The sequence below is a fragment of the Agrobacterium sp. CG674 genome, assembly GCF_053521645.1.
On the sequence record NZ_JBNWDZ010000002.1, the window covers coordinates 704202 to 723999 of the forward strand.

13 protein-coding genes are annotated in these 19798 nt (G+C 58.7%); 6 read left to right on the forward strand and 7 right to left on the reverse strand.

The features are described from left to right. The first annotated feature begins 306 nt into the window (after window positions 1-306). Window positions 307-1572 (forward strand): tlde1 domain-containing protein, encoded by a 1266-nt coding sequence (locus ACQZ51_RS08510; RefSeq protein ID WP_448776403.1) that lies wholly within the window; start codon window positions 307-309, stop codon window positions 1570-1572. Between the two features lie 5 nt (window positions 1573-1577). On the opposite strand, the gene ACQZ51_RS08515 is transcribed toward ACQZ51_RS08510, so the two are convergent. Further along, window positions 1578-2000: a DMT family transporter gene (locus ACQZ51_RS08515; RefSeq protein WP_448776405.1), complete on the reverse strand. Its 423-nt coding sequence runs from the start codon at window positions 1998-2000 to the stop codon at window positions 1578-1580. Continuing rightward, a complete protein-coding gene (locus ACQZ51_RS08520) occupies window positions 1997-2479 on the reverse strand; it encodes a DMT family transporter (RefSeq protein ID WP_448776407.1) in 483 nt (160 codons plus the stop codon). Before ACQZ51_RS08520 ends, ACQZ51_RS08515 begins: the two co-directional genes overlap by 4 nt. Window positions 2480-2619: 140 nt before the next feature. Between ACQZ51_RS08520 and ACQZ51_RS08525 the strand changes: the two genes are divergently transcribed. Then, on the forward strand, window positions 2620-2751 hold the full coding sequence (locus ACQZ51_RS08525) for a hypothetical protein (protein ID WP_448776408.1): 132 nt from the start codon (window positions 2620-2622) through the stop codon (window positions 2749-2751). An 82-nt stretch (window positions 2752-2833) separates the two neighbouring features. Here the strand turns inward: ACQZ51_RS08525 and ACQZ51_RS08530 are convergent, their stop codons facing one another. After that, window positions 2834-5314, reverse strand: coding sequence for an ATP-dependent helicase (locus tag ACQZ51_RS08530; protein ID WP_448776410.1), 2481 nt, complete (start codon window positions 5312-5314; stop codon window positions 2834-2836). Window positions 5315-5602: 288 nt separating this feature from the next. On the opposite strand from ACQZ51_RS08530, the gene ACQZ51_RS08535 reads away from it, so the two are divergent. The 4 genes from ACQZ51_RS08535 (at window position 5603) to ACQZ51_RS08550 (ending at window position 15222) form a co-directional block, all read left to right on the forward strand. After that, window positions 5603-6760, forward strand: coding sequence for an efflux RND transporter periplasmic adaptor subunit (locus ACQZ51_RS08535; protein ID WP_448776412.1), 1158 nt, complete (start codon window positions 5603-5605; stop codon window positions 6758-6760). Continuing rightward, a complete protein-coding gene (locus tag ACQZ51_RS08540; protein ID WP_448776414.1) occupies window positions 6757-9909 on the forward strand; it encodes an efflux RND transporter permease subunit in 3153 nt (1050 codons plus the stop codon). The genes ACQZ51_RS08535 and ACQZ51_RS08540 overlap by 4 nt, the downstream gene beginning before the upstream one ends. A gap of 120 nt (window positions 9910-10029) precedes the next feature. Continuing rightward, window positions 10030-11442, forward strand: a complete 1413-nt coding sequence (locus ACQZ51_RS08545) for an FAD-binding oxidoreductase (protein WP_448776415.1) — start codon at window positions 10030-10032, stop codon at window positions 11440-11442. 90 nt (window positions 11443-11532) lie between these two features. After that, window positions 11533-15222 (forward strand): AsmA family protein, encoded by a 3690-nt coding sequence (locus ACQZ51_RS08550; RefSeq protein ID WP_448776416.1) that lies wholly within the window; start codon window positions 11533-11535, stop codon window positions 15220-15222. A 113-nt stretch (window positions 15223-15335) separates the two neighbouring features. On the opposite strand, the gene ACQZ51_RS08555 is transcribed toward ACQZ51_RS08550, so the two are convergent. From ACQZ51_RS08555 to hflK, 4 genes are all read right to left on the reverse strand, one after another. Further along, the gene (locus ACQZ51_RS08555) at window positions 15336-15545 is read right to left on the reverse strand and encodes a ribbon-helix-helix domain-containing protein (protein ID WP_042616118.1); all 210 of its coding nucleotides are present in this window, start codon (window positions 15543-15545) and stop codon (window positions 15336-15338) included. A gap of 228 nt (window positions 15546-15773) precedes the next feature. Further along, entirely contained in the window at window positions 15774-17324 is a 1551-nt protein-coding gene (locus ACQZ51_RS08560; RefSeq protein WP_448776418.1) for a Do family serine endopeptidase, read from the reverse strand. A 246-nt stretch (window positions 17325-17570) separates the two neighbouring features. Continuing rightward, window positions 17571-18509 (reverse strand): protease modulator HflC, encoded by a 939-nt coding sequence (hflC, locus tag ACQZ51_RS08565; RefSeq protein WP_448776419.1) that lies wholly within the window; start codon window positions 18507-18509, stop codon window positions 17571-17573. 1 nt (window position 18510) lies between these two features. Further along, a complete protein-coding gene (gene hflK, locus ACQZ51_RS08570; protein WP_448776421.1) occupies window positions 18511-19665 on the reverse strand; it encodes an FtsH protease activity modulator HflK in 1155 nt (384 codons plus the stop codon). Window positions 19666-19798: the final 133 nt, after the last annotated feature.

Genomic DNA, 19798 nt, shown 5'->3' on the forward strand with positions numbered 1-19798 from the left:
CCGCAGATAGCCGAAGCATTATCGATGAGCGAATCGGTTGCCGTGCCCATCGAAATCAAGGCGATAGGTTATCTGGCCGCAGCCACCGAATTTGGTGTGGTAAGCCGGTACTCGCTGCCTCGAATATACGCATTCAAGCTTCACAGACTTCAGTTTCAGGGGATTTGTAAAGACTTTGGTTACCATAATTCGGCATGCTCAAAACCTGTTCACCATGAAGTGGGTGCCCGCTGCACCTGTTCTTCATGGCCCTAACCCGATGGCCGGTGTTGTCCGGTCTTGCGTATGGTTTGAGTAAAGTGTATCATGGCGTCATTTTCCGTGGCCTGTAACGATGCGCGCGTTGGCAGCGCTTTCCCCAAGAAACGCAAGTCCGTTGGCCTGGGCAAGTTCTCGGCTCTGCTGGGCGGCGGTTTGCTGGCAAGCGTTTGCGCCGTCACTGCCTTTGCATCTCTTCACGGCATGGCGCAGGCCTCCCACGGGGTGCAGCGCTTCGACAAGATGCTGGTGTCAGGTCTGGAGCGCACGACGCTCGACGTGGTCGAGCGCAATGTTCACATTCGCAAATTCTCCCGCCTTGCGGCAACCGGCCATGGCAGCCAAAAGGCTGTGCGTCTGGCCGCCGAACACCACATTGGCGCCAAGGCTTTTGCCGACCGCTACGGCGCGACCGTTGCGATGAACGCGCATGCACAGGCCACCGCGCAGGCTCTTGCCGCGCTAAAACCATCCGCCATCGTCGATTCGGCGCTGGGACGCACGGCAGATGCGCCCGAACTCGCCATGCTGGAAACGCAGGCGAAGGAGCATCCGGCATTTGAAGTGGCGCTTGGCAGGCCGCAAGCCACTGCCGATGCAGAGATCGATCTGCTGCCGGAAACCGTTCCGCTGCCGAGCTTCCGCCCCGAAATTGCGCGCGCTGCAGATGTGGAACCGACACCGCGTCCGGCCAGATCCTCATCCGTAGACAATCAGCTTGTCGCTCCCGCTTCCGTTCCGACACCTGCGCCAAAAAGCCCGCCAACCAACACGATGGTGGCCTTTGCGCGGCCTGATAATCCGATGCGCGAAACCAAGATGGATGCGGTTCCATGGCCTGATCGCGGCAATGGCACGGCGATCTATGATATTTCCGCAGGCGTAGTCCATCTGCCCAGCGGCGAGAAGCTGGAAGCGCATTCCGGCATCGGCAAGATGCGCGACAACCCGGATTTCGTGCATGTGAAGATGCGTGGCTCCACGCCGCCTTCCAGCTACCGGCTGACGATGCGCGAAGCGCCGTTTCATGGCGTCGAGGCCATTCGCCTGACGCCGGAAAGCGGCGTCAACCCGCATGGCCGTGACGGACTTCTGGCGCATACCTACATGCTGGCACGGCGCGGCGAGTCCAATGGCTGCGTTGTGTTCAAGGATTACAATCGTTTCCTGGCAGCTTTCAAGCGCGGCGAGGTCAAGCGGATCGTGGTCGTGCCGAAACTTTCCGGGCGCGCTGCCATGACGGCGAGCGGTGCTTCGAAGAGCAACAGCAAGACGCTTTTCGGTATGTTCTCGAGCCGTGGCACCGATAGCTGATCTGATTAACGCTTTCGTTGCGTCAACGCCATTCCGCACAGGATGAGAAAGACACCTGCGGCGCTGGCCCATAGTTTCGGTGGGTGTTCGCTGAAAAGATCCAGCACCACGCTCGACACCATCTGGCCGCTGATGACGAGAAGCGCGGTGTTGACCGCACCGATGCGTGGAATGAGCCAGCTTCCCGAAGCGATGAAGATGACGCCGATGGGGCCGCCGATGAAGGCGTACCATGGGGCATCGGCTGCGCCTTCCGGCCACAGGCCGCCCAGCGCAAGGCCGAGTGCCGTCAGCACGATAAAACCGACAATGTGGTTCCAGAAGGATGCGATGAGAGGCGAGTTGGAGAGGCTCAGCCGTCCGTTGATCTGGCGGCTGAGCGCCACGAAGACACCGCCCGCAAAGGCCATGGAAACCCAGAGGATCATGGTGCTCTCCCCACGAGTGTAATCAAGGCGCTACCGCCCAGAATGAGGGCGACTGCACAAAGACCGATTGCGTCCGGCCGACGTTTGGGCAGCCCGAACATTCCCCAAAAATCCGCGATCAGACTGAAGATGACCTGGCCGGCAAGGCCAAGAGCGATTGTACCTGAAAGGGCAAGCGGCGAATTGACCGCCGTGGAGGTCAGCATGACGATGGCTGCGCCAAAGACGCCGCCGAAATAGGCCCAGATCGGTGCCTTGGGCCGAACCGGCGTTTCGCCAACGGTCTTTTTCGAGAGGATGGCAATGTAAATCAGCGCCGCTACCGTGCCGGTGCCGTGGGCCGTCCAGGATGAAAACAGCGCGTTGCCATAATGGGCAAGCATGCCGTTGAAATGAACCATGAGGGTCAAGAGGCATCCGCTGGCAAAGGCGGCTGCGATGTGGAGCGGGTTGAGGCGGGAAGGTGTGTCGCTGGTCATGATGCGCCGAATGCTGAGGAGATGGGCGAAGCTTAGCCGATATGGGTTTGAAGCGGAAATGATTTTCCTTGATGTATGACCTCAGATGCTGTGAACGAATTTTCGCTGGAACGAATACGCGTCTCGATCGTTATCGCGGCATGAAAAAAACGACCCGCAAGCCTCTGAACCGCATGACGGTTTTCGTCATCTCCATCTTCGCTCTGGCCATCGTCGTGGCCGCCGTTTACCTGATCGGCTTTACCCCCGGCGAAACACCAGTCGCGCAATAATCTGTTTTGAATAGTTAAAAACCGCGCTCTGCATGTCTGCAAGCGCGGCTTTTGCGTGTTCGCTGGTTAGGCCTGAGCCAGATCAGGCAGGCTTTTCTGCCCGTTCGACAAAACCATCCAGCACGCGTTTCTGTCCGGCGCGATCAAAGTCGATGGTGAGTTTGTTGCCTTCGACGTTTGCGACATTGCCGTTGCCGAATTTCAGATGGAAAACGCGGTCGCCAACGAAGAATTTCGATGGCGTATCGGCCACCGATTTGGCGACGAGTTCACCATCGATCGTGCGCGTTTTTGGGCCGCTTTCGCCATAGCCGATGCGCTCGACAGCGTGGCCGGAGCGGCTGCCCCAATTGTCACGCGTCGCATCCGACTTGTTGGCCTGCGCCCGCTTCCATCCCGGTGTGGAATAGGTGTTGGTGAAGGGATCGGCAGAATCAAAGCGAGACTGGCCGTAACCGCCGCGCCCGCCATAGCCGCCGTAATTGCTATCGGACGCCGAGACTTCGACGTGGTTGGGCGGCAATTCTTCCAGAAAACGCGAGGGGATCGTGGCTTGCCACAGACCGTGGATGCGACGGTTGGAAACGAACCAGATGTGGCAACGGCGCTTGGCACGGGTAATACCGACATAGGCCAGTCGACGCTCTTCTTCGAGGCCTGAGCGCCCACCTTCATCGAGGGAACGCTGGTGCGGAAACAGCCCTTCTTCCCAGCCGGGGAGGAAGACTGTTTCGAATTCCAGACCCTTGGCGGAATGCAGCGTCATGATCGAGACGGCGTCCAGCTCCGCGTTCTTTTCGGTGTCCATGACCAGTGCCACATGCTCAAGGAAGCTACGCATGCTCTCATAGGCTTCCATGGAGCGGATCAGTTCCTTCAGATTTTCCAACCGGCCGGGGCCTTCAGCGGTCTTATCCGCCTGCCACATGGCGGTGTAGCCGCTCTCATCGAGGATCTGTTCGGCCAGCACCGTGTGCTCGGTGTTTTCCAGCAGGGTCTGCCAGCGGCGGAAATCCTGCACGACATCAAACAGCGCCTTGCGCGCCTTGGGCTTCAGCTCATCCGTCTCGATAATGTCAGCCGCTGCCGCCAGCATGGGAATGTCGCGAGCGCGGGCATAATCATGCAGGTTGCGAACGGTCGTATCGCCAAGGCCACGCTTCGGCGTATTGATGATGCGCTCGAAAGCCAGATCGTCTGCAGACTGGCAGACGAGACGGAAATAGGCCAGCGCATCGCGGATTTCGAGGCGCTCATAAAAGCGTGGACCACCGATGACGCGGTAGTTGAGGCCAAGGGTCACAAACCGGTCTTCGAACTCACGCATCTGGAAGGATGCGCGCACCAGAATGGCCATGTTGTTCAGCGGGTGCTTGGTGCGCTGGAGCTGTTCGATCTCCTCGCCAACGGCGCGGGCTTCCTCTTCCGAATCCCAGGCCGCGTGAACAACGACCTTTTCATCGTCGGGTTCGCTGCGGTCTGTAAACAGCGTCTTGCCGAGGCGGCCTTCATTATGCGCGATCAGGTGACCGGCCGCGCCAAGAATATGTTCGGTCGAGCGGTAGTTGCGCTCCAGCTTGATGACCTTTGCGCCGGGAAAATCCTTGTCGAAGCGCAGGATATTGTCCACCTCGGCACCGCGCCAGCCATAGATCGACTGGTCATCATCGCCCACGCAGCAGACATTTTGCGGCTCGCCCTTGGGGCGCTGTGCCAACAGCCTCAGCCACATATATTGGCAGGTGTTGGTGTCCTGATACTCGTCCACCAGAATATAACGAAACTTGCTGTGGTATTCTTTTAGAATGTCCGGGTGGTTGCGGAAAATAGTGATGGGGTGCAGCAACAGATCCCCGAAGTCACAGGCATTCAGCGTTTTCAGACGTGCCTGATAGGCGGCATAGAGCTCACGGCCTTTGCCGTTTGCAAAGGCGCGGCTGTCGCCTTCGGGGATATCGGGCGGTGTCAGGCCCTTGTTCTTCCAGCCATCGATCATGCCGGCGAACTGCTTGGCGGGCCAGCGCTTGTCATCAAGACCTTCGGCCTGAATGAGCTGCTTCAAGAGCCGCACCACGTCGTCGGTATCGAGAATGGTGAAATCGGATTTCAGGCCCATCATTTCCGCATGTCGGCGCAGAAGCTTGACGCCGATGGAGTGGAATGTGCCAAGCCAAGGCATGCCTTCGACCGCGCCACCGACGAGAACGCCGATACGTTCCTTCATCTCGCGCGCGGCCTTGTTGGTAAAGGTCACGGCCAGAATCTGGCTCGGATAAACGCGGCCCGTTGCCAGAATATGGGCAATGCGTGTCGTCAACACGCGGGTCTTGCCTGTGCCGGCGCCCGCCAGAACCAGAACGGGGCCTTCCAACGTCTCCACGGCTTCGCGCTGTTCCGGGTTGAGGCCTGCCAGATAATCGGGCGCAGCACGGCCCTGATCGCGTGCTGCCATGGCACGCGCCGCGATGCCCAAACCGCCCGGCGCTGGAGGAGCGGCGGGCTGGCGGCGTGGCTCGGAAGGTTCCTCATCGAAGAACGGCATATCGTCGAAACTGTTGCTCATGCGGCCCAATGTAGTGATTCGGGGCGGAAAGGCCAGAACCATGTTCTGCTTTTATTCCTCTTTCAACCGCCGAAAGGCCTGTTTCGGGGGATTTTGACACCAGGGGGCAGGCGCCACAGCAGCTGCCATGGCAAACTGTGGTTTTTTAAAAGCGTTGTAAATTACCATTATGTAAGAAACGGATTTGTGCGTTGCGTTGTTCATGGTGAGCAAGGATACTGCTGCGAATACAAGGCGTCCGCACTAAAACCAGATGCGGAGACAGTCGAAATCAATTCGGAGACGTGTATGCGGGTTTGGAAGCAGCTTGGTGTCGGTCTGGCCGTCGTGGGTGCGGGGTTCTGTCTTTGGGCCTATAATTCGCCAGACGGCAAAGTTTTGCTGGCCAAGGTTGGACTTGCAAGCCCGGAAAAGCCTGCTGCAGAGGCCGGTGGCAGCACGGCAGCCGCTGGTGGTGGGCAGCGCGGGCAGGGCGGTGGAAGAGGCAACACCGCAACGCTTGTCGCACTCGCACCCGTCAAGTCCGGAACCGTGAATGACCGCCTGAATGCGATTGGCAACGGTGAGGCTATCCAGTCTGTCGTCGTCACGCCGCAGGCTTCGGGGCTGATTTCTGAAATTCTCGTATCTTCAGGGCAAAGCGTCAAAAAGGGCGATGTGCTGGCGCGGCTGGATGATGACGAGCAAGTCATCGAGCGTGAAAAGGCACAGGTCGCGCTGCGCAGCGCCGTCGAGAAGTCCACATCCTATGCGAATTTGCGCTCGGTTGCGCGGCTTGATGTGCTGGATGCGCAGATTGCCGAGGAAGCGGCAAAGCTTGCGCTGAGCACAGCCGAACTCAATCTGAAACGGCGCAATATTGTTGCCCCTATCGATGGCATCGCTGGGATCGTTGCGATCAACATCGGCGATAACGCAACGACGCAGACCAGTATTGTCAGCATTGATGACCGTTCGAAAATTCTCGTCAACTTCTGGGCGCCGGAGCGTTTTACCACGGCCATTAAGGTTGGCATGCCGGTGGAGGCGACATCGATTTCCCGCCCGGGAGAGAAATTCTCCGGTAAGGTTGAGGCGGTCGATAACCGGGTGGATGAGGCCAGCCGGACGGTGCGTGTGCGCGCTGTCTTTGAGAATGCCAGAGACGATCTGCGCGCTGGCATGTCCTTTGCCGTCACCATGGGCTTCACGGGCGAAAATTATCCCTCTGTCGATCCGCTGGCCGTGCAGTGGGATGCCGAAGGCTCCTATGTCTGGCGCGTGAAGGACGATAAGTCCCATAAGGTTCGCGTTCAGGTCGTTCAGCGCAATCCCGATTCCGTTCTGGTCAAGGCTGACCTTGCGGCGGATGAGCCGATCGTGACGGAAGGCTTGCAGCGTGTGCGCGAAGGCGGCGCCGTGCGAACGGCTGGACAGAAGAAAGCACCGGAGGTCGCTAGCCGATGACAGACCAGACCACGTCAAGTGCAAATGATTCCAAGGCGACGTTTACAGCGCTTTTCGTGCGCCGACCCATTCTGGCAGCCGTGGTGAACACGCTTCTGGTGGTTGCCGGATTGGCGGCCCTTGTTGGCGTCGATGTGCGCGAATTGCCGGATGTCGACCGCCCGGTCATCTCCGTGCGCACGACCTATGACGGCGCATCTCCGCAGACCATCGATCAGGAGGTCACCCAGACCATTGAGGGCGCTGTTGCGCGTGTCAGCGGCGTGAAATCCATTTCTTCGTCATCGCAATTCGGCACAAGCCGCGTGACGATGGAATTCAACGACAGTGTCGATATCGCGGTGGCTTCGAACGATGTGCGCGATGCCATTGGCCGCATTGCCAACCAGATGCCAGATGATGCCGACGAGCCGCAGATTATCAAGGCGGATTCCGACAGCCAGCCCATCATGCGTCTTGCGGTGACCTCCACCAGCCTCAGCATGGAAGACCTGACCAAGCTCGTTGATGATGAAGTCATCGATCGGCTGGCCGCCGTGGACGGCGTTGCCGATGTGGAGCTTTATGGCGACCAGGAAAAGGTCTTCCGCATCGACCTCGATCAAAGCGCGCTGGCAAGCCGTGGTTTGACGGTGACGGATGTGTCCAATGCGCTTGGCACTGCCGCACTCGATGTGCCCGCAGGGTCGCTGAAAAGTTCGACCCAGGACATTGTCGTGCGTGCGACAGCCAACCTGACGACGCCAGCCGAATTTGAAAATCTTATGGTCAGAGACCGTGTCCGCCTTCGTGATGTGGCCAGCGTGATGCTGGGCGCGGATGATGAGACAACGTCGTTGCGCTCCAATGGCGTGCAGGCCGTGGGTCTTGGTGTCATTCGCCAGGCGCAATCAAACACGTTGAGCATTTCGACCGGCGTAAAGGCGGCTGTCGAGGCCATGACGTCCAATATGCCCGAAAATACGCGTATCGTCATTACCAGTGACGACGCTGTGTTCATCGAAGGCGCGCTGCACGAGGTGGAGCTTGCACTCGGCCTTTCCGCGCTCATCGTTGTTGTGGTGCTATACCTCTTCCTGCGCGATTGGCGCGCAACGTTGATACCGGCCATCACTATGCCCGTCGCGCTGATCGGCACCATCGTTGCCATCTACATGGTCGGCTTTTCCATCAATATTCTGACGCTTCTCGCCATTGTTCTGGCGACGGGCCTTGTGGTGGATGATGCCATCGTGGTGCTGGAAAACATTGTGCGCCGACGGTCCGAAGGCATGGGGCCGCGTGCCGCAGCCGTTCTCGGCACGCAAGAGGTATTCTTTGCGGTCATCGCCACCACGGCAACACTTGCTGCCGTGTTCATTCCCCTGTCGTTCCTCCCCGGCCAATTGGGTGGTCTGTTCCGCGAGTTTGGTTTCGTGCTGGCTTTCGCGGTCGGTCTTTCCTCCATCGTTGCGCTGACGCTGTGCCCGATGCTGGCATCGCGGATGTTGAAAAAAGAGATGAAGGAACCGACGGGACCGCTGGCCTGGTTCGGCAATGTTTTTGCGTCCACCTACAAGACCACGCTTTCTGCCTGCCTCAACAATCCGCTGATCGTCGTCATCGTGGCTGTTGCCTTCGCGGGCGCGTCGTGGGTTGCTTTCGGCATGGTGCAGAACGAGTTGACGCCACGCGAGGACCGTTCCTCGGTGATGCTGCGCGTGACAGCGCCACAGGGCGTGAGCCTGGAATATACCCGCGACCAGTTGCAGCGGATCGAGGAAAATCTGCAGCCGCTTCGCGACAGTGGCGAAATCCGCAATATCTATTCCATCTCCGGAATGAATGGTTCAACCAACACCGGCTTTGTGGTGCTGACACTGGCGCCATGGGCAGACCGCGAGCGCACGCAGAACCAGATCGCGCAGGATATCAATGCTGCGGCGCAGACGGTGCCCGGCCTGCGGGCCTCGGCATCGCAGCCCAACAGCCTTCGTATTCGCGGTGCTGGCAATGGTCTCAGCATGGCGATGATCGGCACCAACTATGCGGCGCTGAACGAAGCGACGCAAAAGCTTCTGACCGGCATGGAGGAAAGCGGCCTCTTCGATACGCCGCGTCTCGAAAACGAACCCAATCAGGCGCAATTGTCGGTCTCCATCGACCGGGAGAAGGCGTCCGATCTCGGTATCGACATTACTGGCCTCTCCACAGCCATGCAGTCCTTGCTTGAGGGCCGCTCCATCGTTGATGTCTTTATTGATGGCGACGCCGTGCCAGTGCGGCTTCTGTCGTCCACGCGCCCCATCGACGACCCTACCGACCTTGAAAACATCTTCATGAAGGCGAAGGACGGGCGCATGGTGCCGATGTCCACCATCGCTTCGCTGAAGGAAACAGCCGTTTCGCCGCAGCTGAACCGTGAGCAGCAATTGCCATCGGTCGGCTTTACCGCAAACCTTCGGGAAGGGGTGTCGCTGGGCGAGGCCGTTGCGCGGGTCAATGAGATGGCGGCGACCGTGATGCCTGCGGGTGCGCGTTTGCTGCCGCTGGGTGAAGCGGCGACATTGCAGGAAAACTCCAGCGGCATGCTGCTGACCTTCGGCTTTGCCATCGCCATCATCTTCCTTGTACTGGCGGCGCAGTTTGAAAGCGTTCTCAGCTCCGTCATCATCATGTCGACGGTGCCGCTCGGTCTGGCCTGTGCGGTCATCGCTTTGCTCGTCACCGGCTCCAGCCTCAACGTCTACAGCCAGATCGGCCTTGTGCTGCTGGTTGGCGTCATGGCCAAGAACGGCATTCTCATCGTGGAGTTTGCCAATCATCTGCGCGATCAGGGTGCCACGGTTCGTGAGGCCATCGAAAAATCATGCAGCATTCGTCTGCGTCCCGTCATGATGACCATGATCGCCACGATCTTGGGCGGTGTCCCGCTCGTCATGGCGCAGGGCGCTGGTGCCGAGGCCCGTATTGCACTTGGCTGGGTCATCGTCGGTGGTCTGGGTTTGGCGACGCTTGTTACCCTCTACATTACGCCAATCTCCTACCTGCTGATCGCACGTTTTGCGAAACCGCAGGCGGATGCCGACATTCGTCTGCACAGGGAGCTTGAAACGGCCATTCGTCGCCGTGCCCTTGAGGAAGACAAGCCGCTGCTTGCTGCGGAGTGATGAACTGACGCACCGCCGTTTTGCAAAGCGGCGGTGCTGGACAATCTCAAAGCCGTGCCACATATCAACCGGACTCGCCGTAAAAGGTTGAGTCCGGTTTTGCATTTCAGGGAGAGAAACATGGCGTTGAAGGATGTGGTGGCTGGTGCGAGAAACGAAGCGGGCATTGCAGCCGTGCTGGACACTCTGAAACAGCAACTCGGTGACAAGCTCCAGACCGGCCAGTCTTTCCGCGAACAGCACGCGCACACGACGACCTATCTCACCACGCAATTGCCTGATGGTGTGGTCTTTGCCGAAAATTCCGATGACGTGAAGGCCGTCGTCAAAGCCTGCGGTGCCCACAAGGTGCCCGTCATCCCGTTCGGGGTCGGCTCTTCGCTGGAGGGTCAGGTCAATGCGCCCATGGGCGGAATTTCGGTCGATTTCAGCCGCATGAACCGCATCCTCTCCGTCAATGCAGAAGATCTTGATGTGACGGTGGAGCCCGGCGTGACGCGCGAGCAACTGAATACCTATCTGCGCGACACCGGCCTTTTCTTCCCGATTGATCCCGGTGCCAATGCGTCGATTGGCGGCATGGCGTCCACACGCGCGTCCGGCACCAACGCCGTGCGCTACGGCACGATGAAGGACAATGTGCTGGCGTTGACCGTGGTCACGGCCGATGGCGAGGAGATCAGCACCGGGCGGCGTGCACGCAAATCCTCTGCCGGATATGATCTTACGCGGCTTTATGTGGGTGCCGAGGGTACGCTTGGTGTCATCACATCGGTCACGCTGCGTCTTCAGGGGATACCTGAAAAGATTGCGGGCGGTGTATGCACATTCGATACGATTGCGGCGGCCTGCGATGCAGTGATCATGACGGTGCAGATGGGCATTCCCGTTGCCCGGATCGAGCTTCTGGATGCTGTGCAGATCCGCGCCTGCAATGCCTATTCGGGGCTTTCCTATGAGGAAAAGCCCACGCTGTTTCTGGAGTTTCACGGCTCTGAAGAAACGACGGCGCTGCAATCGGCGCAATTTGCCGAGATTGTCGAGGAATGCGGCGGCAGCGCCTTCCGCTGGACCAGCGATGCGCAGGAGCGTGCCAAACTCTGGAAGGCGCGCCATGATGCCTATTGGGCATCCAAGGCGCTCGCGCCGCATCTCGATGCGCTTTCCACTGATGTCTGCGTGCCGATTTCACGCTTTGCCGAATGCGTGACCGCGACCCAGCAGGATATCATCGCCAACAACATGCTGGCGCCGATTGTGGGTCATGCGGGTGATGGGAACTTCCACGTTCTTGTGTTGTTTGATGGCAAGGACCCGACAAGTGTGGCCCATACCGAAGCTTTCGTGGCACGCCTGAACCGACGCGCGATCGAGATGGATGGTACCTGCACGGGCGAGCATGGCATAGGGCAGGGGAAGATGAGCTTTCTGGCCGAAGAGGTTGGTGGTGCGCTCGATGTGATGATTGCCATCAAGCGGTCACTTGATCCGGATAACATCTTTAATCCGGGTAAGCTTTTCCACGCCCAGTAGGTGCAGGAATATGGGTGAAACCTGAAATGCAGCTTGCTCTGGCAGGGAAAAAAGATAGGTTTCATCGTCAGTTAAGGGAGACATCGGGTCGTGCTCGGACGCATATTGGTATTTCTGGGCGGACTGCTTGTGGTGGCACTGTTTTCAGCGCTGCTCATACCCTATTTCATCGACTGGACGGATTTCCGGCGCGATTTTGAAGATCAGGCAAGCCGGATTCTCGGCAAGAAGGTCGTGGTGCATGGCCGTGTCGAAGCGCGGCTTCTGCCATTTCCCTCCGTGACGCTGCATGATGTGCGTGCTGGCACGGATTCGGACGGTTCGCCGCAGATCCAGGTCGCCCGTTTTTCCATGGATGCCGAGCTTGCGCCTTTCCTGTCTGGCGAAGCGCGCATTTTCGATATGCGGATCGAGGAGCCGAAGGCCCGTATTCGTTTGTTGAAGGACGGCACGCTGGATTGGACGCGCGGAAGCCGCGCCGTCATCCCGGCCAAAACCGTCGTTCTTGAAAATGTCAGCATCGATGGCGGGCAAATTGAATTCATCGACGAGCAATCGGGTCGCAACCGCACGGTAACTGGCCTCACTGCCGATATGTCCGCCAAGTCGCTTGCTGGCCCATGGACCGCAAAAGGACGTGCGGCGGTTGATGGTCACGCAGGGTCGTTTTCCCTTTCCAGCGGTGAGCCGGAAGCCAATGCAGGCCGTATGGGTTTGCGCCTTCGCCTCATGCCTGATGAACATCCGGTTGAGATTGATCTGGACGGCGCCATTGCCGCCACTGAGGGGCGTCCGGTCTATAGCGGCTCCTTCGCCTTCAATTTCCGCCAGGACGAAAACCAGAAAAAAGATGCCAACCAGTCCATCTTCACCGCGCCACGGACGAAGGGCAGCTTTGAGCTGACCAATGGCCGTGTGCGCGTGCCAAATTATCGCATGGAACTCGGGGGCGAGGCCAATCCGTATATCGTGACTGGTGAGGCGACGCTCGATACCGGAACCGCACCGGAATTCCTGCTGACGGCCGATGGCCAGCAGATCGATTTCAACCGCTTTGCGCCAGCACCCGTGCAGACCGGCAAAACATCGCGGGTTCCGACTGTGCCCGTGCGCCAGCGCATCGAGGCATTTGCCAGCCTGATTGCGCGGATACCGGTGCCGCAGGTTCCGGGAAAAGCCAGCATCCGGCTTCCCGCGCTGGTTTCCGATGACACGACCATCCGCGATATCCGCCTTGATATCAGGCCCAACGGTTCCGGCTGGCAGGTGGAAAATGCGGTTGCTGTGCTGCCCGGTCGTACCCAGCTTGAAGCCAAGGGTTCTCTGACGCTGACTGGTGGCCCAGCCTTCAACGGTGATATGCTCGTTGCCTCCAACCAGCCCTCGGGGCTTGCTAACTGGCTGTCCGGCACGGTCGATCCGGCCATTCGCCAGTTGAATGCTGCGGGTTTCTCCTCCACCGTGTCGCTGACAACGCAGGCGCAGCGCTTTGAAAACCTCGAGCTTGCCATCGGGCAGGCATCGCTCAAGGGTCGCCTTGCGCGGCAGGCGGAAGCCAATGGCGCAAGCATCGATGTGGAACTGGCGGGCGACGAGATTGATCTCGACGCCTTGAAGGCGCTTGGTGGCCTTATTCTGGGCGATCAGGTCGGCAGCTCGGTTCTCGATCACCGGATTACTGCCAAGTTCAAGGCTGATCGTATCAACATGGCGGGCGTGACTGCCAATCAGGTGGAAACGGCGTTTACATCGGCGGGTGGTGTTCTTTCACTCGAAACCATGAATGCCGGCAACATCGCGGGTGCAGAGGTGCGGGCAAAGGGCCAGTTGAAGGGCTCTGCCAATGATTTTTCCGGCAAGGGGACAGTCAATCTTCACGCTGCCGATATGCAGCCTTTGCTTGATCTGTTGCGGCAGAAAGTTCCAAGCCATCCGCTGGTGGAGCGGCTTGTAAGAAGCGCGCCATGGTATGCGAATTCCGACATTGCCGTTGATCTCGCTGTTGATAAGAACAATGGCGGCGCGAACGCAGCCGTTTCCGGCACCATCAATGGCAGCCGCGTTTCTGCCGTGGTGAAGCTGCCTGACGTTCTCACGGACACTGACGATACGGCGCTGACGCTTGAGGCTGTTCTCAAGAACCAGTCCACGGCCATTCTGTTTGGGCAGGCGGGGCTTGATCCCCTGCCTTTCGACGCTGATGGCGAGGGGCTGTTGTCCTTGAAGCTCAACGGGTCGCTCGGCTCTCCGGTTCAGACGGAATTTCGCTTCTCCACCGAGCGCACGCATTTTTCTGCCAATGGCAGCTTTGGCCTGAAGCCGGAAAACTTTGCGCAAGGCAGTGCCGATGTGTCGCTGGAAAGCGCGGATATTGAGCCATATCTCATTATGAATGCGGTTGGCTTGCCGCAACTGGGTGGCGGCATGTCCACCAAGGCTACGGCGAAGCTAAGCTCGGATAAGGACAAAACGACGATTTCTGCTCTTTCGGGCCAAGCGGGCGGCAATGCGTTTTCCGGCAATCTGGCTGTTGCGAAGGCTGCACCTTACAAGCTGACCGGCGATCTGGCGCTGAACAGCGTCGATCTGACGTGGCTCGGCGATACGATGTATGGGCCGGTCATCGATCCTGAAACGGGCGCACTCAGCGCAAAGCCGGTTTCTCTTCCGGCCTTTCCCAAGCTTGATACCTCCCTTTCCATCAAGGCCGCCAATTTTGACACGGGCTCGTTTGGCACGGTGACAAGTCTGTCCTTTGCGCTCAACCATGCCAATGGTACGCTTTCGCTTGACGACATGGCGGGTGACTGGATGGGCGGCAAGGTATCGGGCCGTCTCGCCATGGCAACAGGCGATGGTGCTGGCATTTTCCGAACCAAGATTGCTGTCTCGGGTGCCAACCCTGACGCCGTAATGTGGAAAAGCGGCGACAAGCCGGTGGCGAGCGGCGTGTTCGGTCTGGATTTAACTGCTGAATCCACTGGCAAGAGCGTGGCCGAGATTCTGTCTTCGGCGGGCGGATCGGGCGAAATTCGTGGCACGGGTCTTGTCCTGCGCGGGTTGAACGCATCCGCTTTCCAGCCGTGGCTTCAGGCTGCCAATGATCTTCAGGGCAGTATCGATGCGGCGAAAGTGCGTCCGTTGGTAGATGCGCATCTCTGGCAGGGAGAGATTCCTCTGGGTGATGTGTCCATGCCGTTCACACTGGGCGATGGAAATCTGCGCATGCAGAATGTTGCGGCTTCCACGCCACAGCTCGCCTTTGATGGTGACCTGTTGCTGGATATTGGCGACAAGACGCTGACCGGTGGTTTGGGCCTTGCTTATAATGCCGGCAACGAGGAGTTGGCAGGTGCCGAGCCATCGCTTCGCCTCAACTTTACCGGCCCACTGGCCGAGCCCGCACTGACGACAGATGTATCGGGCCTGACCGGATATCTATCGCTGCGGGCCTTCGAGCGCGAACGCAGGCGGGTGGAAGCCTTGCAGGCAAGTGTGATGGAGAAGCAGAGGCTGCGGCGTGAAGTGGCGCTCTATCGTTTCCAGGCTGCCGAGAGACAGGCCGCTATCAAGCGTGCCGAGGAAGCCGAAAAGGTGCGCAAGGCAGAAGAAGAGCGTTTGCGCAAAGCTGAGGAAGATCGCATTCGTGCGATGGCGCAAGAGCGGCTTGAGGCCGAGAAAGCCTCGCAAGAGCGTTTGAAACGCGAGCAGGAATCCCAACCAAAGCCCGCGACGCCTCCGGTGTTTTCCGTGCCGCCGACGGGTGATGTGTTCCGCTAGTCACCGTCACAGACGCTCCGGTGCCCTAAGGTTACTGACACAGTGGTGGTGCCATTTTCTCTATGCCGTGATACGGCTAAGAGCGCGCTGTTGCGGTTGGGACCTGTCGGTCGCTACTGGCTCTTCAGCCAGTTCAGCACATAGACGCGCAGGGAAGAGGACAAATTGCTGTCTTCCGGGCGGTTGTCATCAATCTCGGCAAGCAGTGCCGCAAAGCTCATCTTCCGCTTGTCTGCTATGATGCGCAGCTCATCCCAGAACGCGTCTTCAAGCGAGATACTGGTGCGGTGGCCGTGGAGTGTGGTGGAGTGCTTGCGGATCAAATTTGCGGCTTTCCAAACTGATTCAACGCGCTGCCATCCGGATTCATTTCTTGCGCGTAAGCTCATGATATTGAATCGGTTTCACTCCGGTGACGTCGAGTAACTCCGGTTAAGCCTGCGAGGTTCCGCAGGTGCGGAAATCTCCTGACGCCTCGCGTGGTTGCTCAGAAATGCGAGGCAGACAAGCGGTCGGGGAGCGTCAGGATAAGGCGCTCCCGCCAACCAGCTCTATTCCAGCGGAACGGCAACGAAACGCAGATTGCCTTGCGCATCTGCCACCATCATATGGGCATTCTTCCGCCCGGATGATTTCAGGCCGTTAACGCGCACCGCCACATCGCCGGGCACTTCCATGAAGTCCTGCGCAACTTCGACAATCACATCGCCAGCCTTGACGCCTTTCTGCTCGGCAATGGAGCCGGGCTCGACGCCCGCAACAAGCACGCCTTCGACGCTTTCCGCGATGCTCTTTTCTGCGCGCAACTCGTCTGTGAGGACGACGAGGTTCATTCCCAGAACCGTTTGCGCGGCTGCGCGCTGGTCTGGTGCCTGCTGCTCTGTCGGATTGTCGTTGTTGTCCTGCGGTTCAGCCATCTCGCCGTTTTCGCCATCATCAGGCATGGCGTCATCGCTGCTGGCGCCGGGCTGTTTTTCTTCGGCGGTATCCTGCAACTGGCCGAGCTTGACCTTGACGGTCTGCTCCTTGCCATCGCGAAGAATAGCAACATCCACTTCCTTGCCGACGGGGCTTTCTGCGACAACGCGCGGCAGATCCCGCATTTCCTGAATTTTCTTGCCGTCAAATGTCAGAACGACGTCGCCCGGCTGAATGGGGCCGTTCTCGACGGGTCCGCCTTTGACCACGCCAGAGATCAGCGCGCCGCGGGCCGCATCCATGCCAAGGCTTGTGGCGATATCGTCTGTGACAGGCTGAACGCGCACGCCGAGCCAGCCGCGGCGGGTTTCGCCAAACTCGATGAGCTGCTGGACGATGTTCTGCGCCAATTCTGTCGGCACGGAAAAGCCGATGCCGATGGAGCCGCCGCTGGGGGAGATGATGGCGGTGTTGATGCCGATAACCTCGCCCTTCATGTTGAAAAGCGGACCGCCGGAATTGCCCTTGTTGATCGCCGCATCCGTCTGGATGAAGTTGTCATAGGGACCGGCGTTGATGTTGCGTCCGCGTGCCGACACGACGCCGACGCTGAGTGAACCGCCAAGGCCAAACGGGTTGCCCACGGCCATGACCCAATCGCCAATGCGCATGGCGCGGGAATCACCAAATTTGACGGCCTTGAGCGGCGCTTTCGGCTCCACCTTCAGCACGGAAAGATCTGTCTTGGTATCGGTGCCAACAAGCTTGGCTTTCAGCTTGTTGCCATTGGGGAAGATCACCTCGATATCATCAGCACCTTCGATGACGTGGTTGTTGGTCACGACATAGCCGGTTGGATCGATGACGAAGCCCGAACCTAGCGAACTGACCTTGCCGCCGCTATCGGGGCTCTGGTTGTCGAAGTAATCCTTGAAGAATTCCTGAAACGGAGAACCCTCGGGAATATTGGGTGGGGTAGGGCCTTTGCCCTCCGCCTTCACGCTCTGCGATGTGGAGATGTTGACGACGGCGTCCATGAGAGGTGCCGCAAGATCAGCGACCGAAGCTGGACCGGCGCTCTGTGCCATGGCACCCGACGGCACGGCAAGCCCGCCCGCTAAAACTGCAAATCCCGCGACCGCCGCTATGCTGCTGCGGAAAGGCGAAAGAGTGGTAACGGGCATACAGCGTCCTCGCATATTGCTAACCGGGTCTCTGCTTAATAGCCAAGCATAAGGCGGAATGATGAAGTGTAAAAATACCTTTTCGTGAATAAGCAGAAAATCAGGCTTTCATCCACGATTAAAGCGTGGATGGCGTCTGACTGCTTTTTCATCTCTCGGTCAAGTGCATCAGGGCTTGCAGAATGATGCCACAAAACAGCAAAAGGGCCGATGTTTCCACCGGCCCTTTCGCGTCATTCATTAAGGTCAGTTCGCGGGCGCAGCGGGTGCCGCAGGCGCTGCGGGCTGCGCTGGTTGCGCGGTTGGCGTACCTTCAATGTTATTGAAATAACGGAAGAAGGTGGAGTCTGGCGAAAGAACCAGCGTCGTGCCGTTGCCGTTCAGCGCATTCGTGTAGGCCGTCATCGAGCGATAGAACTCGAAGAAGCTTGGATCGCGCTGGAAGGCATCACCGAAGATGCGGTTACGTTCGGCATCGCCTTCACCGCGAAGCACTTCGGACTGACGATTGGCGTCGGATTCGAATTCAACGACCTGACGATCCGCGATGGCGCGGCGACGCTGGCCTTCTTCGTTACCACGAGCGCGGATCAGTTCAGCTTCAGCCAGACGCTCGGATTTCATCCGCTCGAAGGTCTGCTGCGAGACTTCCTGCGTGAGATCCGTGCGGCGGATGCGAACATCCACGATGCTGAGGCCAAGTGACTCTGCATCTGAACGCAGGTCGTCACGCACTTCCTGCATCATCGAGGCGCGAGCGTCCGAAAGAGCAGCTTCGAAGCCACGAAGACCGTAGCCGCGGCGCAGAGATGCGTCGAGACGTGTGCGCAGACGCATTTCGGCAGACAGCTGATCGCCGGATACCGTCTGACGGAAGCGGCGGGCATCGGTGATGCGGTAGACTACGAAGGCATCGACTTCATAGAACTTACCACCGGAGACCTGAACGCGAATGTTGTCATGATCGAAACGCAAAGCGCGGTTTTCGACATATTGTACGCGGTCCGCATCCATGAAGGCGAATGGCAGCTTGAAATAGAGGCCCGGATCGGTCTTCACGTCCTGGATCTGACCGAAGCGAACGACGATTGCCTGCTGGCGTTCGTTGACCACGAAGAAGGACGAGTAGACGAAGAACATAACAACGGCGAGGCCGACGAGAATTGCGGTTAGACGATTGCTCATATCAGTTCCCTCCCTGCTGCGCTGCGCCGGTATTGCCGCGCATGATCTCGTTCAGAGGCAGATACGGCACCACTCCCTGCTTTTCATCAATGATGATCTTGTTGGAATTCTTGAGAACCTGCTCCATCGTCTCGATGAACATGCGCTCACGTGTGACCTCAGGTGCAGAGCGGTACTGGTCGTAAATCGAGATGAAACGTTGGGCTTCACCCTTAGCTTCGTTGACGACACGGCCCTTATAGGCAGTGGCTTCTTCAACGATCTGTGCTGCCTGACCACGTGCGGCACCCAGTTTCTGGTTGGCGTACTGGTTGGCTTCCTGAACAAAACGATCCTCATCCTGTTCGGCACGCTGAACTTCGTCGAAGGCATCCGCCACTTCACGTGGTGGGGCTGCATCTTCAATCGCCACGGCATTGATGGAAAGGCCTGCGCCATAACCGTCCATCGTAGCCTGAATAATGGCACGAACGTCAGCCGCAATGGCCTGACGGTTATCACGGAAGATGTCCTGAGCCGGACGACGGCCAACGACTTCACGCATTGCGCTTTCCGAAACCTGCTGAAGGGTCTGGGCAGGCGCATCGACGTTGAAGAGATAGGACTTCGGATCAGACACCGTATAAAGCACGGAGAACTGAACGTTGACGATGTTCTGGTCGCCCGTCAGCATCACGCCGGTTGCTGCTGTTGTCGATGTTGCACGCGCACCAATGTTTTGCTGCTGTTCCGTGACCTTGACGATCTCGACAGTTTCAATCGGCCAGAAGTGGAAATGCAGGCCTGGCATCGAGACTTCGTCCTTCGGCTTGCCGAAGCGAAGTTCAACGCCGCGTTCATCCGGCTGAACCGTGTAGACGGACTGGATGCCGACAAAGGCAAGGACAACAAGTGCGAGGATGGCGATGACGCCACCGTTGATGCCGCCCGGAAGCACGTTTCTGAAACGGTCCTGACTGCGACGGATGATCTCTTCTAGGTCGGGTGGGCCGCCATTGCCGCCACCACCACCGCCGCCGCCACGCGGACGGTTTGGTCCCTGACCCCAGGGGCCGCCCTGGTTGTTTCCACCACCGCCGCCGCTGCCGCCGTTACCGCCGCCACCCCACGGGCCGCCGCCACCGCCGCCGCCGCCATTCTGATTGCTCCAGGGCATCCATACCTCTTATGCTAAAAAAACTCTCCCGCTCCCTCTCCGAAGTGCTTTCGCACAACAGACGGGACTGTGCTCTCAGTTATAAGAAGGAGAAGGGTGTGTTTCAACGCAGACGCGGTAACTTAATACCCAA

Bases quoted from the DNA above. Each gene is read 5' to 3' on its own strand.
- ACQZ51_RS08510 (WP_448776403.1), top strand. From the start codon at position 307: ATGGCGTCATTTTCCGTGGCCTGTAACGATGCGCGCGTTGGCAGCGCT.
- ACQZ51_RS08515 (WP_448776405.1), bottom strand. From the start codon at position 2,000: ATGATCCTCTGGGTTTCCATGGCCTTTGCGGGCGGTGTCTTCGTGGCG.
- ACQZ51_RS08520 (WP_448776407.1), bottom strand. From the start codon at position 2,479: ATGACCAGCGACACACCTTCCCGCCTCAACCCGCTCCACATCGCAGCC.
- ACQZ51_RS08525 (WP_448776408.1), top strand. From the start codon at position 2,620: ATGAAAAAAACGACCCGCAAGCCTCTGAACCGCATGACGGTTTTCGTC.
- ACQZ51_RS08530 (WP_448776410.1), bottom strand. From the start codon at position 5,314: ATGAGCAACAGTTTCGACGATATGCCGTTCTTCGATGAGGAACCTTCC.
- ACQZ51_RS08535 (WP_448776412.1), top strand. From the start codon at position 5,603: ATGCGGGTTTGGAAGCAGCTTGGTGTCGGTCTGGCCGTCGTGGGTGCG.
- ACQZ51_RS08540 (WP_448776414.1), top strand. From the start codon at position 6,757: ATGACAGACCAGACCACGTCAAGTGCAAATGATTCCAAGGCGACGTTT.
- ACQZ51_RS08545 (WP_448776415.1), top strand. From the start codon at position 10,030: ATGGCGTTGAAGGATGTGGTGGCTGGTGCGAGAAACGAAGCGGGCATT.
- ACQZ51_RS08560 (WP_448776418.1), bottom strand. From the start codon at position 17,324: ATGCCCGTTACCACTCTTTCGCCTTTCCGCAGCAGCATAGCGGCGGTC.
- hflC (WP_448776419.1), bottom strand. From the start codon at position 18,509: ATGAGCAATCGTCTAACCGCAATTCTCGTCGGCCTCGCCGTTGTTATG.
- hflK (WP_448776421.1), bottom strand. From the start codon at position 19,665: ATGCCCTGGAGCAATCAGAATGGCGGCGGCGGCGGTGGCGGCGGCCCG.